This window comes from Hyphomonas johnsonii MHS-2 (genome assembly GCF_000685275.1).
Classification (GTDB): Bacteria; Pseudomonadota; Alphaproteobacteria; order Caulobacterales; family Hyphomonadaceae; genus Hyphomonas; species Hyphomonas johnsonii.
Genome location: NZ_ARYK01000001.1, coordinates 556,319 through 569,073, shown reverse-complemented (window position 1 = coordinate 569,073; position 12,755 = coordinate 556,319). Strand labels below are relative to the sequence as shown.

Genomic DNA, 12,755 nt, shown 5'->3' with positions numbered 1-12,755 from the left:
CGCCCCAAACTGCCACGTCGAACCGTGACCAATGACAGAAACTTCAGGTCGGATGCCAAGCAGCACTGCAGCAGACTATTTCGTTTCCGAGAATGGGACGTTCTTGTCCGGCTGCGGTTCTTTCGGCAGGCCCAACACGCGCTCTGCGATGATATTACGAAGTATCTCGTCCGTGCCACCGGCAATGCGGATGCCGGGTGCGTGAAGAAGGTCATGATGCACATTGCCCTCGCAAAAGGCCATTGCCCTGTCGTCGATCAGCCCGAACGGTCCTTGAGCCTCGACCAGTCGACGCGACATCTCCTGTAATTCGAACGCAGTAACCAACTTGCCGATCGAAGCTTCCGGCCCCGGGGTTTGTCCGCGGGACATCGCGGTCAGTGTGCGGTAACGCGTGAGCTGCACGCCTCGCGTACGAACATACCAGTCAGCGAACGCAGCACGGAATGCCCCATCATCGGCAAGCGTACCATCTGCAACCGGTGTACTTCGCGCCAGCCTGATCGTTTCGCCGGCCGGGATACCCCTCTCCTTGCCTCCCTGCACACGCTCGTTCATCAAGGCGTAGATTGCGACCCCCCAACCGGCATCGATCTCACCAAGGCGTTGAGCATCCGGAATGCGGACATCGTTAAAGAAGACTTCGTTGAATTCGACCCCACCAGACATCTGATGAATCGGACGGATTTCAATTCCCGGTGAATCCATCGCGACAAAGAACATTGTCAGCCCCTTGTGCTTCGGCTTCGACGGATCAGTGCGGGTTATGACGAGCCCCCAATCTGAATAATGCGCGCCGCTGGTCCAGACTTTTTGGCCACTTACGACCCATTCATCCCCGTCCGCCACGGCCTTTGCGCGAACACCTGCGAGATCAGACCCCGCCGCAGGCTCGGAAAAGAGTTGGCACCAGATTTGGTCGCCGCGAACCGCCGGGCGGACCAGTTCCGCCTTTTGTTTATCGGACGCGTATTTGATGATCGTCGGGACGCACAGACCAAGACCAATGCCAAAAAAGGCATCCGGAACGCCCCGCCCCGCCTCTTCCTCCCGGAAGATGACCCGCTCCATGGCCGTACCCCCAGCGCCACCCCACTCGGAATCCCATGTTATGCAGGCATAGCCATTATCGGCTTTGATCGCCTGCCAGATGCGCTGCTTCTTCAGCCGAGCCGCCTCACTCCCTGAAAGCGAAGGCAGTTTGTCCTTGTGGGCATCCAGAAAGTCTCTCGCCCTGGCGCGATACTCGGCTTCTTGCGGCGTGTCGGAAAAATCCATCAGCTTGCCTCTGCTTTCATCTTTTCGCCTTGCGCTTCGACCTGCTCAAAAAGGCGCTCTCGCCACATACGCGGCGAACCGATCACCATGTCGAGTTGAAGCGCGCGCCGGTAGAACAGATGCTGGTCAGCCTCCCAGGTGAACCCGATGCCGCCATGGGCATGCAGCGCCTCTCGCGCCGCAAACCAATAGGCATGACAGGCAGCGACCCGCGCCGCCGCCGCAGCTTGCGCCAGATCATCACTGCCAGAATCAAGCGCCCAAATTCCGTAATAGGCATTGGATCTTGCAATCTGGTTGTTCACATAGGCATCCGCGAGCGTGTGCTTTATCGCCTGATAGCTACCGACAGGCCGTCCGAAAGCGTAGCGTTCCTTGGCATAGGCAACCGCCTGTTCCATCGCCCGGTCTGCCCCTCCAACCTGCTCGAACGCTAAGAGGACAGCGGCACCATCAAGGAGGCGGTCAAGAAGCCAGGGAGCGCCGATCGGTTCTGCTGCCGCGCCATCGAAAACAATCCTGGCGGCGTCGCGTGACGGATCCAGCGTGTCCAACTTCTCCCGGGTGACACCATCCTGTTCGAGTGGCACCAGGAACAGTCTTGGCGTTCCGCTCTCGTCACGAGCCCAGACAAGGGCATCGGTCGCGGCCAGCCCATCAGTGACGGGTTGTTTGGTCCCGGTCAGTCTGCCGCGCTCGACGCGCGAACCAATGCGCTCAAAGCTCGGCTCACCGGGGCCTTCAGAGATGGCGATGCAACCGATACAATCACCAGCCGCAATTTCTGCCAACTTGTCTTTTTGGACGCCGTCTCCGGCAATCATCAACGCTTCGGCAAGAATATACACAGTCGAGGCGAAAGGGACTGGTGCCAGAACCCGGCCGAGTTCCTCGGCCAGAACACAGAGATCAGTGCGGCTCATCCCAAGTCCACCGAACTGTTCTGGAATCGAAAGTGCGGTCCACCCCTGCCCGACCAACTCTTCCCAGAGCTCGACGTCAAAGCTGGCTTCTGAATCGTCGAGGACTTTGCGTGCCCTTGTGAGTGGACAGCGTGCCTCAAGAAACTTGCGCACTTCTTTGCGCAGCATCTCCTGGTCTTCTGAGAAATCGAAATTCATCCCACACCCCTCAAGCCGGTCCCATGCGGTAAACGCACAACTTGTTGCCTTCCGGATCTCGAAAATACGCGCCGTAGAATCCGCTCTCTTCTCGTCTGCGAATGCCGGGGGCGCCTTCATCAATTCCGCCAGTCTCCAGAGCGAGCGCATGGACTTCGTTGACCACCTTCCGCGACGGCGCCTTCAGCGCGACCATGGTCCCGTTGCCCGGCCGCATGGCTTCGCCGTTGAACGGAGTAACGACCGCCAACTCAAACTCCGTCACGCCATAAAAGATGCCCCGATCAAAGGCATGGATACGCCGCGCCCCAAGCAATTGCGCGATCGGATCGTAGAATTTCCCCGCCGAATCGATGTCATCCGAGCCAATAACCGCATAACCGATCATGTGTCGGCGCTATCCGCTTCAGAATCGTCCACTTCCTCGACAGTAATCACCTGTTCCGGGCATGCGCGCGCGCCGCGAATGGCCTGTTCCTTCAGATTGTCTGAGACATACTTGCAGGGCGTTACATTAAAGCCGTCATCGTTTAGCTGGTAGACTTCCGGCGCCACAGCTTCACACCGCGCGTGCCCGACACAGCCCTCCACGTTTACAGTTACTTTTATAGCCATCAACTCCGCTCCTCTAGCAAAACGGCACCCGCGAGCCTGCCGCCAATAATATCTACCGCCTCGTCGACACTTCTTTCGACAAGCTCGCGTACAGTCGGGATATCATCGATGATCCCCTGCACCATTCCGGCCGTCCCGACCCATTGCATGCCGCCTTGTGCGATCGGATGCACAATTCCAGAAGTATCGGTAAAGCGCGTCCTTAGTCTCGTCACGGTTTGGGCCCCGATCCTGTAAACGCCGGCGACCGCTTCTCCTTGAATGCGCTGACCCCTTCGCGATAGTCGGGTGACAGTCCGCATTCCTTTTGCATGTTTCGCTCACGGTCGAGCGACTCATCGAGCGTCGCCGCCCAGCTGTCCCGAATGGCCTTCTTGGCTTGACCCAACCCGAATGTTGGCGCCCTCGCCAGGCCGTCTACGATCGTCGCAACCTCTTCATCGAAAACAGCGTCATCGATTGCCCTCCAGATCAGCCCGTATTCCGCCGCCTGCTCTGCAGATAGCTTCTGGTTGAGCAGCGTGAAGCCAAGCGCCCTGGCCTGCCCCATCAGGCGCGGCAGGTGCCACGAGCCTCCCGCGTCGGGAACCAGTCCGATTGCCGAGAAAGCCTGCACAAACTTGGCTGACTTTTTCGCCACAACAATATCGCAAGCCGCCGCTATATTAACTCCCGCTCCCGCCGCAACTCCATTCACTGCGCAAACGACAGGAAGTGCCAACGCCGTCAGGCGGCGAATGAGGGGATTGTAATCTTTTTCAGGGCCCTGCGAGAGGTCGAGCGGCCCCGCATTGACGTCGCGGTCGCCAAGATCCTGTCCCGCACAGAAGCCACGCCCCGCACCAGTGATCAGCAGCACGCGCGCTCCCGGATCACTCTCGATTCGCGTGAGGACATCACGTACCTCCTCATGCATGCAGGCATTGAAGGAGTTCAGCCTCTCAGGCCGGTTAAGCGTCAAGCGATAAGCGCCATCTTTGACGGTCAGCAGGATGGTTTCGTACGTCATCGCTTATCCATCCTTAAGCCGGTGTCGGAAATGTCAGGATACGCCGGCGCTGTTCCCGAAGCCCACCGAACAGCCTGTCCGCAACATGCGACCGCTTCAGATAGTGATGAACATTCGCTTCGGCCGTGAAGCCAAAGGCACCGTGAACCTGCACGCAGTCCGCCGCATTTTTTATTGCAGATTCGCACGCGACGATCTTGCTGGCGACAGCATGAAATTCAGTGTCCGGCGAGGCATCATCCATGACCAGCGCCGCAAAGGATGCCTGGCAAAGGGCTGCCTCTGATCGGATCGCCATGTCAGCACAGATATGCTTGATCGCCTGGAACGAGCCGATCGGCTTGCCGAACTGTTCGCGAACCTGCGCGTATTCCACCGCCATGTCACGCGCGCCTTGACCGATACCCAGCGCGTAGGCGCCCATCAACATGAGGGCGCGGGCATGGATATTCTCGGTTTCCTTGGAGACACGCACACGCGGCTCGACGCTGTCACCCAACCTTGCACGCTCAAGCACCAGAACGGCATCCGTCGAGTTGACCCGTTCGATGTGAGTGAAGGCGCTTCGCGGATAAAGCGCAGCTTCATCGTCGTCGCAAAGAAGAATGAGTTCAGCCTCATCTGCTTCAAACAGATGAAACGCATCCGTTCCGCCGGCTGCACCGCGAGAGTTGGCAACGCCCACGCGCGCCTCGCCTGAAAGCAGCGCATCGCGCAGATGAGCATCACCTGAAAAGGCAGCGACACGCGCACCCAGGATAGTCCCGAATATGGCTGGAGAGATGAGGTGATACCCGAATTGCTGGAAGACCAGCATCTCCTCAGCCGCGGAAAGGCCAATGCCGCCCATCTCTTCGGGCAAGCTTAGGCCGAAAAAGCCGAGTTCTGCCAGCTTGGGCCACAGCTTTGCATCGGAATTGCCGATCGCCCCGAACTCGCGCAAACGGTCGACTGGCGCTTCATTGCGAAGAAAGTCCTGGATTGTGTCAACGATCTGCTGCTGATCGCTGGAAGGAAGAAGGTCCATGGTCTTGTCTCCTGGTCAGCGGCCGCGAGGAAGGCCAAGCACGCGCTCGCCGATGATGTTGCGCTGGATTTGCAGCGTGCCTGCAGCAATGGTCGTCGCGTACGAGCGCAGGTAGAAGTAGACCCAATCGTCGTCCTCCGGGTTTTCCAGCCCATCAGCGCCGATGATGTCAAACGCCAGGCGACGAACGCGCTGCTGCACTTGTCCGACCATGGCGCGCATCAGGGACGCCATGGCTGGGCTGACGTCCCGCTCCGCGCGGCTCACCGCCATATAGGTCATTGCCCGGGCAGCTGCCATGTCCGCTCGGAGCTGCGCCAAACGCGCCCCGAACTCGTCCGTGCTAACGAATTCCGCACCATAGCGATCACGCGCCTTCTTGATCATGTCCTCGACCAGAAACGCATATCGAATCTGGTCCTTGATCTGAGCTGTCCCGCGCTCGAAACCGAGCGTCGACATCGCGACCGACCAGCCGTCATTCACGTCGCCGACCACGTTCTTCAGCGGCACCCGCGCCTCGTCATAGAAGCACTGGACGAAGTGTGTGTGATTGGGTGCAGACATGATATCAATTGGACGCAGGTCGAGACCCGGTGTGTTCATGTCGAATATGACCCAACTGATACCCTTGTGTTTGGGGGCTCCCGGGTCTGTTCTAACCAGCAATTCCTGCATGTCGGACAGGTGCCCGTGGCTGGTCCAGATTTTCGAACCCGTAATGACGAGTTCGTCGCCATCGATGACAGCCCTAGTTTTGAGCGACGCAAGGTCTGATCCCGCATTGGGCTCAGAAAACCCCTGACACCAGATCTTTTCACCGGAGAGGATCGGGCGAAGGTGCTCTTTCTTCTGCTCTTCGCTTCCTCGGGCAATGATCGTCGGGCCACCATGGTTGAGGCCGACAAAGCAAAGGTGGTTGTCGGGCGCGTGAGCCCGCGCATATTCCTCGTACCAGATCAACTGACGGGTCAGGCCGAGGCCCATGCCACCATATTCCTTTGGCCAGGAAACCCCCGCCCAGCCTGCATCATATTGGGTTCTCTGCCAGGCAAGGTCGTATTCGCGCATTTCCTGGCCGCCATGCGGCCTGCGTTCCTTGAACACGTTGGCATTCAGCCATTCCCGCGCCTCTTCGCGAAACTGACGATCTTCCGCTGTGAAATTGAGGTCCATAAATACATAACCTTGTGGCTCGAACCACTACGGTCTTATCGACTTGCGCAGTCCGGCCCCACAACGGAAATTTGGGTATTTAGGTGTGATTCCTCGACGTTCAGACGACAGCCTGCTCGAACTCACTGATACAGAGGTTCCAGAAACGCTCAGCCGCACGTCCGAGATCCCGTCCACCTATCCGACAAAACCGTTGATCGACAGTTATACCGTCAACCTTGAATGACCGGACTCCTGGATCGAGCGTCTTGAGTATCTCGTCCTCAATGGACACCGCAACGATGTCTCCCCGCGTAAGCACCGCGTGCTCAATCGCGCGGCGATCAAATTCCGGGATCGGTGACGGGATAATCTCCAGCTCTTCAAACCTGACCTTCAATCGCTTGTGAAGCGCGCGACCCCGCTCTTCGGGCGGAATACCCACAGCAACGCCAGCAAGATCCTCCAGCTTCGAAAACTTTTTCTGCTTGGGTGCCAGCAAATAGACCGACGTTTCGCCCACAGACAATGTCTCAAGGTCCGGTCCACCATCCACCAACCCGGCTTCAGCGGGCAATAGCGCCAAATCGATCCGGCGTTCGTCCAGGGCCTTCAATAAGGCAGCCGGCGTGTCGGCCATGGTCGTAAGTTCGAAGTTTCCGAATTTTTGCGCGAATTGCAGCGCGACCGTCTTGAACCGCGGGATATCGATCAAGGGGATATGGCAACCTAGCTTCAACGCCCGCATCCGGTCCTCTCCCAGGCTCCTGGCAGTCTCCCGAAACAATTGCGCCGACTGCGCCAGCTGGCTCGCATGAGGCAGCAGCTGCGCGCCCGCTTCAGACACCCGCACACCGACATTGTCCCTTATCAGCAACTCGATACCGAGTTCGTATTCCAGCTTTCGGATTTGTGCGGAAAGCCATGGCTGGGCGATATGCAGTTTGGTCGCCGCGCGGGTGAACGACCCCTCTTCCGCAACGGTGGCGAACAACGAAATCCAGCGTAAATTCATGGATGCACTCTACCTCAGGCCGCCTTCTAGTCAACGCGCCTGACATCGAACCCGTCAGGCAACCAAGGCTGGGCGCACCCCTCCTAACTACCAATAATCGCGTCTGCCACGTCACCCTCCAAAAATTGTATCACGCTTTGAAAAGCTGGAGCGATCCACCCGACGCAACGGTATCGTTCGCTCTTGAGTGCGTCTGCAAGTGGGAAAACCTATGTCTGGAAAAAACATGGCCGATCAACCCGTAGCGCCCCACACTGTGATCAGCACCGGTGGCGAACCTTATCTCGTCGGCAGTCATTGCAGCGCGTGCGGCGAAACCCATTTGGGAGCCTTCGAAAATTGTCCCGCCTGCACGGCGCGCGGACAGATGGATGAAGTAAGGCTCTCCAATCAGGGCACGCTCTACAATTACACGATCGTGTATCGCAGCCTGCCCGGTGTAACCGTGCCCTTCATCTCGGCCGTGGTCGATCTCGATGGCGGCGGCACGATCAGGGGCAACCTGCTGGAAGTCGAGCCGGATCCTTCGAAGATCGCGTTCGATATGCCGGTCAAGGTCGTCTTCAGAAGTGCCGCCGATGCCGTCGCAGGCGGCGAGGGCTATCTCGCCCATTTCTTTGTCCCTGCGAACTAAGGAGCGCCCGACCATGAGCAACGACGTCTATATTGTCGGCATCGACATGATCAAGTTTGGCCGTTTCGAAAACGAAAAGGCCGAACGCCTCGCCGCACAGGCGACCCTGATGGCACTCGATGATTGCGGGCTGGGGATAAGGGATATCCAGGCCATCTGGGCGGGGAGCTGTAACGCCACGATGATGGGGCAACGCATGTTGCACTATATCGGACAGACCGGTGTGCCTGTAGTGAACGTTACCAATGCCTGTGCCACCGGCGCGACGGCTTTTCGTGAGGCATGGATCGCAATCAAGGCCGGACTTTATGATACCTGCCTGGCAGTCGGCGCGGAAAAGATGGGCAAGGGTATGCTTGTGCCCAAGAACAGCCAGGGCACAGCCATTCCGACTGAAGGCCTGCTGGGCTCGGGTGTGATGCCGTCAGTCTTCGCAAAGATGGGCATGGAACACACCCGCAAACACGGCACCACGTTCGAACAGTTCGCCCGGGTCAGCGAAAAGAACCACCGCCATTCCACACTGAACCCCAAGGCCATGTACCAGAGGGAAACACCTCTCGCCATGGTCATGGAGTCCGAGATGATTGCCTATCCCCTGACCAAGCTGATGTGCTCGGTCAATGTGGACGGGGCGGCGGCTGCGGTCCTGATGAGCGAAAAAAAGGCAAAGCAATCCGGGCTCATCAACCGGGCCGTCAAGGTGCGCGCCTCTGCGCTCGCAAGCGACCCGTTTACGGCGCGCAACCTCGTCATGCAGGATGTGAACACGGTGACCCGGCTTGCAGCACAGAATGCCTACGAGATGGCAGAGCTCGGGCCTGAGGATGTAAACCTGATCGAACTGCACGACTGTTTCGCGACGGCCGAGATCTGCCACTATGAGAATCTGGGCCTTTGCGCCGAGGGCGAAGGCGGGGCGTATCTCGACAGCGGTGCGACGCAACTGGGCGGCCAGCAACCGGTCAACGTCTCCGGCGGGCTCTTGTCCAAAGGCCACCCCCTGGGCGCAACAGGTATCGCCAACATCTATGAAATCTCGCAACACCTTCGCGGCGAGGCAGGTGCCCGCCAGGTGGAAGGTGCTAAAATCGGACTGACGCACGTTGTCGGCCTGGGAAGCGCATGCGCTGTGCATCTGCTCGAGAAGGCCTGACCCTTCAGGCTTTATGCGAGCACTTAAAGGACCGCGGCCAATATTCCTCCAACCGGCTGCGGTCCTTCTTTTTCCTTATCGGATCAGCCGAAGCGGCATCGTTTCCCAGCTGTTGCGAATGATGTGATTGCGGACAATTTCGGGTTTGCCAGCCAGCTCGATCCGTTCGAAGCGGTCAAGCAAGGCGTTCAGCACTTCGGCCCCTTCCATCCGAGCCAGGCGGGCGCCCAGGCAAGTATGCGGGCCGGCGCCAAAGGAAAAATGCCGGGACGCATTCTCGCGTCCGATATCGAACCGGTGCGGATCCTGGAAAAGGTCGGGATCGCGATTGCCAGCCATGTACATGAGGTAGACGTGTTGCCCCTCTTTCATGGCCTGGCCATTGATCTCGATGTCCTTGCTGACATAGCGCAGGAAAGCACGTGCTGGCGTCACCAGCCGAAGTGTCTCCTCAATTGCGTTCTTGACGAGCGAGCGGTCTTCCTTGAGCCGCTGCCACTGGTCTGGATTGTTTGCGAAGTAGTAAGGCAAGCCGAGCAGCAAGGCCCGCGTTGTATCCGCGCCCGCCGCTATTGCAGTCATCGCAAATGTGACGACGTTGGGTAACTGAACGCCTTTCTGGCCATCAAGTTCTGCGTCAAGCAGCACATTGATCAGATCGAGTCCTTTGGCCGTTCCGGCTTCACGCTCGGCTTTTCGGATCTCGACATTCTCTGTGATGTAATCCTTCAAGCTCGCAAACTCGGTGACGGCCGCCTGCAATTCTTCAAAGGAAATATCGGCGCCCAATTTCTCCAGTTCGTTACTCCAGAACTCCACCCTTTTTCGGTCGGTCGCTGGCAGGCCGATCAGGAAGCAAGCCGCTTCGATTGGGACACCAGCGGCGAAATCCCAGTAATCGACTTCGCCTTGCGCTGCCAGTTTGTCGAGTTCCTTGCCGATATAAACGGTAAGCTTGTGTTTCACCTCCTCGATGGCAGGGACCGTGAAAGCACCCAGGCTGACGCGGCGAAGCTCATGATGGCGGGGCGGATCCGTATTGCCGATCTGCTCGCCGCCCTCAGGCCAGAAACCCTCGGAAAAATTCGTGTCGCCGGCTTGTGCCCGATATTTGATTTCATTCAGGAAAATGCCGCGCGCATTGCTGAATACGTCTGCGCGCGGGCTGATCGCGCGAATGTCTTCGGCGCGCGTCACGACAAACGTGTCGAGCGGCTCATAATGGTAAAATGGCGCTTCGCGCTGCATCCACGCGAAGGTCGGCCAGGGATCGTTGAGGTAGAACTCCGGATCTTCAATCGGAATCTTGCGGTCTTTCACACCCTGCTCAGACATTATTTTCTGCTCTCCTTTTTCCCGGTTGATGCAACTCAGGGCGCACCATCAAACCTACGCTAAGTGCGACGTCGCGTGCATGGCAAATCCGAAAGCCGGGGCGGACAGGAGAATTCCTCTGTTGTGCGCCGGGGGGGGGGAATTATCACTCGCCGATCAAAGACCTCCCGAGCACGCCTCGAAAGGTACATCACATTCCCTTGAAGGCGGGGTCCCTCTTTTCCCTGAAGGCTAACGCCGCTTCCTTCACGTCCTTCGTTCGCACACAGCGCGCAGTGTTATAAGCTTCGCGCTCGATCGTCTGCTCCAACGAAGCTGAAGCGGCAGTCTGTAGATTCTGCTTCATGCACCGGAACGCGACCGTCGGGCCATTGGCAAGCTTCCTGGCAAGGCCGAACGCTTCCGATTCAAATGTTTCGGCACTGAAAACAAGATTGGCGAGACCAAGTCCCAGGCATTCCTCTGCGGATACTTTCGCGTTGAGGTACAGCAACTCCGACGCCTTTGCAGGCCCTGCGAGGCGGTTCAGGAAATAGCTCAGCCCGAGATCACCACTGAGACCAATCCGGGCATAGGCCGTGCGCATGATCGCCCCTTCAGCCATGACGCGCATATCGCACGCAAGCGCCAGGGCCATGCCCGACCCAGCTGCAGCACCATTGATCAAGGCGATTGTCGGCTTGCCCATGCGATGCAGCGTTATCACCGTGCGCCCATGGGCCATTATGGAATCAGCGCGCTCTTCGACAGTTTCCGGGCGGTCTGCCTTCGCGGCCTCGTCTGTACTCTTGCGAACATCGCCACCCGAGCAGAATGCCTGTCCAGCGCCGGTCAGGGCCACGGCCCCAACATCCGGATCGTTCGCCGCGGCAACGACTGCGCTCTGCAACCTGTGATGAAGTTCAGGCGTGAGCGCGTTCATTCGATTCGGTCGGTTCAGGGTAATGATCCGCAACCGTCCGTCATCATCAACGAGAAGCTCGTCATTGTCGCCGCTCATCGCAGGCTCCATGGCTTCGCCTTGATGCTTTCCGGAATCTCTGCTGGTCCCGTACTGGCTTTCGACAGCTGAACATATTGTACGGCTCCCGAAATCGCCTGATCACGCGGAAGGCTCTGTGCTTCCCAAAGCGCCTTGATGCTGCCTTGCGTCGGGATTGGCGCCCGCGCTGCAATGCTTTGGGCGATCTGCTGCGCTCGCGGCCACAAATCCTCGCGCACCACGACCTCAGTGACAAGACTGATGCGTTTGGCGGTTTCGGCAGAAATCCGCTCCTCATCAGCCATCAGCACCATGCGGCTGATCTCCTGATAAGGGATGCGGCCGAGCATTCCGATCGGCTCTACAGACGACAGCTTTCCAAACTTCAGGTGAGGGTCAAAGAACGTCGCATCATCCGAACAGATTGCGATGTCTGCTTCGTTCAACCAGTAGAAAGCCCCCCCAGCAGCCATCCCGTGAACAGCGACAATGAAAGGCTTCCAGACACGATTGCTCTTCGGACCGAGCGAGTCACCTGGATCATCATAATCGAACGGCGCCGGAGTTTCGCCCTCAGCGCGCCATCCGTAACGGACATCAACGCCAGTACAGAAGGCTTTCCCTTCCGCTGCCCGCAAAACGATGCAGCGCACATGCTCGGCATGGCGCGCCTCATCCCACAATCGCCTGAAATCCCGGATCATGGCATTGTTGAAGCTGTTGGCCTTGTCCGGACGGTTCAGGGTGATTGTCAGCACACCAGCCGCGAGGTCGACGAGGATTGTTTCGTAGTCATTTTTATCGAACATGCTCAATCTCATAACCCGTGGCCGGGAAAACTTTAAGCGACGAGATTGTTTCTATTCAGGGGACATCCGGTCAGGTTCGAACAATGGAAGCCAGACATCTTCGATGTTCTGGAAGATCAGGCGAACCGGCATACCGAATTCCAGCTGGTCGAATGGGCAATTGACGATGTTTGTCGTCAGATTGAGACCGTCCTGCTCGACAAGTGTGACGAGGCCAACCACGAAAGGTTCGTCGAGCCCACGAAACCACTTCTGGCGATTGATCGTCCAGGTTTCGAGAGTCGCCTTTCCTGAAACCGCTTCCGGCATCACCTCGCGAGAGTGGCAACTTGGACACGCTTCCTTGTGAGGATGAATCCAGAAGCCGCAAGGCTGGCAGCGGGTGATCCTCAATACGCCATCCGCACCCGACCGCCAGTACTCGCCGCGCGGCCCGTCCTCAATGACGGGAAGATGTTTGCGCGGTGGCAAATTGACTGTGTCGTTGTCGGTTTCCATCAAACCCGTCCCACTTGTGATCGCGCCATGCTTGCGCATGCGCGCAGGTCACGCAAGTGGCTGTCGGGTCGTTCAGGGCGTGCCAGACTCGCGATACGTCAACGCCTGCTCGACCGCTCAA

At 58.2% G+C, this 12,755-nt stretch carries 14 protein-coding genes and 1 pseudogene; 2 read left to right on the top strand and 13 right to left on the bottom strand.

The genetic code is table 11. The annotated features are described in order from the left end of the window. Positions 1 to 75 precede the first annotated feature (75 nt). The 9 genes and pseudogenes from HJO_RS02750 to HJO_RS18795 all read right to left on the bottom strand — a co-directional run bounded on the left by HJO_RS02750 (position 76) and on the right by HJO_RS18795 (position 7,220). Entirely contained in the window at positions 76 to 1,278 is a 1,203-nt protein-coding gene (locus HJO_RS02750; RefSeq protein ID WP_035613259.1) for an acyl-CoA dehydrogenase family protein, read from the bottom strand. Next, positions 1,278 to 2,399, bottom strand: a complete 1,122-nt coding sequence (locus tag HJO_RS02745) for an acyl-CoA dehydrogenase family protein (protein ID WP_035613256.1) — start codon at positions 2,397 to 2,399, stop codon at positions 1,278 to 1,280. Before HJO_RS02745 ends, HJO_RS02750 begins: the two co-directional genes overlap by 1 nt. 10 nt (positions 2,400 to 2,409) lie before the next feature. Further along, positions 2,410 to 2,787 (bottom strand): VOC family protein, encoded by a 378-nt coding sequence (locus tag HJO_RS02740; RefSeq protein WP_051618050.1) that lies wholly within the window; start codon positions 2,785 to 2,787, stop codon positions 2,410 to 2,412. Then, the gene (locus tag HJO_RS02735) at positions 2,784 to 3,014 is read right to left on the bottom strand and encodes a ferredoxin (protein WP_051618047.1); all 231 of its coding nucleotides are present in this window, start codon (positions 3,012 to 3,014) and stop codon (positions 2,784 to 2,786) included. Before HJO_RS02735 ends, HJO_RS02740 begins: the two co-directional genes overlap by 4 nt. After that, positions 3,014 to 3,154, bottom strand: a pseudogene (locus HJO_RS18880) (nitronate monooxygenase); the annotation flags it as partial. The gene HJO_RS02735 and the pseudogene HJO_RS18880, both read right to left, overlap by 1 nt. 71 nt (positions 3,155 to 3,225) lie before the next feature. Then, on the bottom strand, positions 3,226 to 4,023 hold the full coding sequence (paaG, locus tag HJO_RS02730) for a 2-(1,2-epoxy-1,2-dihydrophenyl)acetyl-CoA isomerase PaaG (protein WP_035613253.1): 798 nt from the start codon (positions 4,021 to 4,023) through the stop codon (positions 3,226 to 3,228). A gap of 13 nt (positions 4,024 to 4,036) precedes the next feature. After that, positions 4,037 to 5,050, bottom strand: coding sequence for an acyl-CoA dehydrogenase family protein (locus HJO_RS02725; protein ID WP_035613250.1), 1,014 nt, complete (start codon positions 5,048 to 5,050; stop codon positions 4,037 to 4,039). A 15-nt stretch (positions 5,051 to 5,065) separates the two neighbouring features. Beyond that, complete coding sequence (locus HJO_RS02720; RefSeq protein ID WP_035613247.1) at positions 5,066 to 6,226, bottom strand: acyl-CoA dehydrogenase family protein; 1,161 nt, start codon at positions 6,224 to 6,226, stop codon at positions 5,066 to 5,068. 100 nt (positions 6,227 to 6,326) lie between these two features. Beyond that, positions 6,327 to 7,220 (bottom strand): LysR family transcriptional regulator, encoded by an 894-nt coding sequence (locus tag HJO_RS18795; protein WP_035613244.1) that lies wholly within the window; start codon positions 7,218 to 7,220, stop codon positions 6,327 to 6,329. Between the two features lie 226 nt (positions 7,221 to 7,446). Here HJO_RS18795 and HJO_RS18075 point away from each other — a divergent pair, with 226 nt between their 5' ends. Together HJO_RS18075 and HJO_RS02705 are read left to right on the top strand one after the other, a co-directional pair. Then, positions 7,447 to 7,854: a Zn-ribbon domain-containing OB-fold protein gene (locus HJO_RS18075; protein ID WP_162173755.1), complete on the top strand. Its 408-nt coding sequence runs from the start codon at positions 7,447 to 7,449 to the stop codon at positions 7,852 to 7,854. Between the two features lie 13 nt (positions 7,855 to 7,867). Next, positions 7,868 to 9,010 carry a thiolase family protein gene (locus tag HJO_RS02705; RefSeq protein WP_035613242.1) on the top strand — a complete coding sequence of 381 codons (1,143 nt, stop codon included), beginning with the start codon at positions 7,868 to 7,870 and terminating at the stop codon, positions 9,008 to 9,010. 75 nt (positions 9,011 to 9,085) lie between these two features. Here HJO_RS02705 and HJO_RS02700 read toward each other — a convergent pair whose 3' ends face one another. The 4 genes from HJO_RS02700 to HJO_RS02685 all read right to left on the bottom strand — a co-directional run bounded on the left by HJO_RS02700 (position 9,086) and on the right by HJO_RS02685 (position 12,673). Beyond that, positions 9,086 to 10,258 (bottom strand): cytochrome P450, encoded by a 1,173-nt coding sequence (locus tag HJO_RS02700; RefSeq protein WP_162173754.1) that lies wholly within the window; start codon positions 10,256 to 10,258, stop codon positions 9,086 to 9,088. Positions 10,259 to 10,535: 277 nt separating this feature from the next. Further along, positions 10,536 to 11,345: an enoyl-CoA hydratase-related protein gene (locus tag HJO_RS02695; RefSeq protein ID WP_162173753.1), complete on the bottom strand. Its 810-nt coding sequence runs from the start codon at positions 11,343 to 11,345 to the stop codon at positions 10,536 to 10,538. Further along, the gene (locus HJO_RS02690) at positions 11,342 to 12,136 is read right to left on the bottom strand and encodes an enoyl-CoA hydratase/isomerase family protein (RefSeq protein WP_035613237.1); all 795 of its coding nucleotides are present in this window, start codon (positions 12,134 to 12,136) and stop codon (positions 11,342 to 11,344) included. Before HJO_RS02690 ends, HJO_RS02695 begins: the two co-directional genes overlap by 4 nt. A gap of 51 nt (positions 12,137 to 12,187) precedes the next feature. Further along, positions 12,188 to 12,673, bottom strand: a complete 486-nt coding sequence (locus tag HJO_RS02685) for a Zn-ribbon domain-containing OB-fold protein (RefSeq protein ID WP_206741794.1) — start codon at positions 12,671 to 12,673, stop codon at positions 12,188 to 12,190. Positions 12,674 to 12,755 lie beyond the last annotated feature (82 nt).

Excerpts from the sequence above, each read along its gene's own strand:
- HJO_RS02750 (WP_035613259.1), bottom strand. The coding sequence starts at position 1,278 with ATGGATTTTTCCGACACGCCGCAAGAAGCCGAGTATCGCGCCAGGGCG.
- HJO_RS02745 (WP_035613256.1), bottom strand. The coding sequence starts at position 2,399 with ATGAATTTCGATTTCTCAGAAGACCAGGAGATGCTGCGCAAAGAAGTG.
- HJO_RS02740 (WP_051618050.1), bottom strand. The coding sequence starts at position 2,787 with ATGATCGGTTATGCGGTTATTGGCTCGGATGACATCGATTCGGCGGGG.
- HJO_RS02735 (WP_051618047.1), bottom strand. The coding sequence starts at position 3,014 with ATGGCTATAAAAGTAACTGTAAACGTGGAGGGCTGTGTCGGGCACGCG.
- paaG (WP_035613253.1), bottom strand. The coding sequence starts at position 4,023 with ATGACGTACGAAACCATCCTGCTGACCGTCAAAGATGGCGCTTATCGC.
- HJO_RS02725 (WP_035613250.1), bottom strand. The coding sequence starts at position 5,050 with ATGGACCTTCTTCCTTCCAGCGATCAGCAGCAGATCGTTGACACAATC.
- HJO_RS02720 (WP_035613247.1), bottom strand. The coding sequence starts at position 6,226 with ATGGACCTCAATTTCACAGCGGAAGATCGTCAGTTTCGCGAAGAGGCG.
- HJO_RS18795 (WP_035613244.1), bottom strand. The coding sequence starts at position 7,220 with ATGAATTTACGCTGGATTTCGTTGTTCGCCACCGTTGCGGAAGAGGGG.
- HJO_RS18075 (WP_162173755.1), top strand. The coding sequence starts at position 7,447 with ATGGCCGATCAACCCGTAGCGCCCCACACTGTGATCAGCACCGGTGGC.
- HJO_RS02705 (WP_035613242.1), top strand. The coding sequence starts at position 7,868 with ATGAGCAACGACGTCTATATTGTCGGCATCGACATGATCAAGTTTGGC.
- HJO_RS02700 (WP_162173754.1), bottom strand. The coding sequence starts at position 10,258 with ATGCAGCGCGAAGCGCCATTTTACCATTATGAGCCGCTCGACACGTTT.
- HJO_RS02695 (WP_162173753.1), bottom strand. The coding sequence starts at position 11,345 with ATGAGCGGCGACAATGACGAGCTTCTCGTTGATGATGACGGACGGTTG.
- HJO_RS02690 (WP_035613237.1), bottom strand. The coding sequence starts at position 12,136 with ATGTTCGATAAAAATGACTACGAAACAATCCTCGTCGACCTCGCGGCT.
- HJO_RS02685 (WP_206741794.1), bottom strand. The coding sequence starts at position 12,673 with ATGCGCAAGCATGGCGCGATCACAAGTGGGACGGGTTTGATGGAAACC.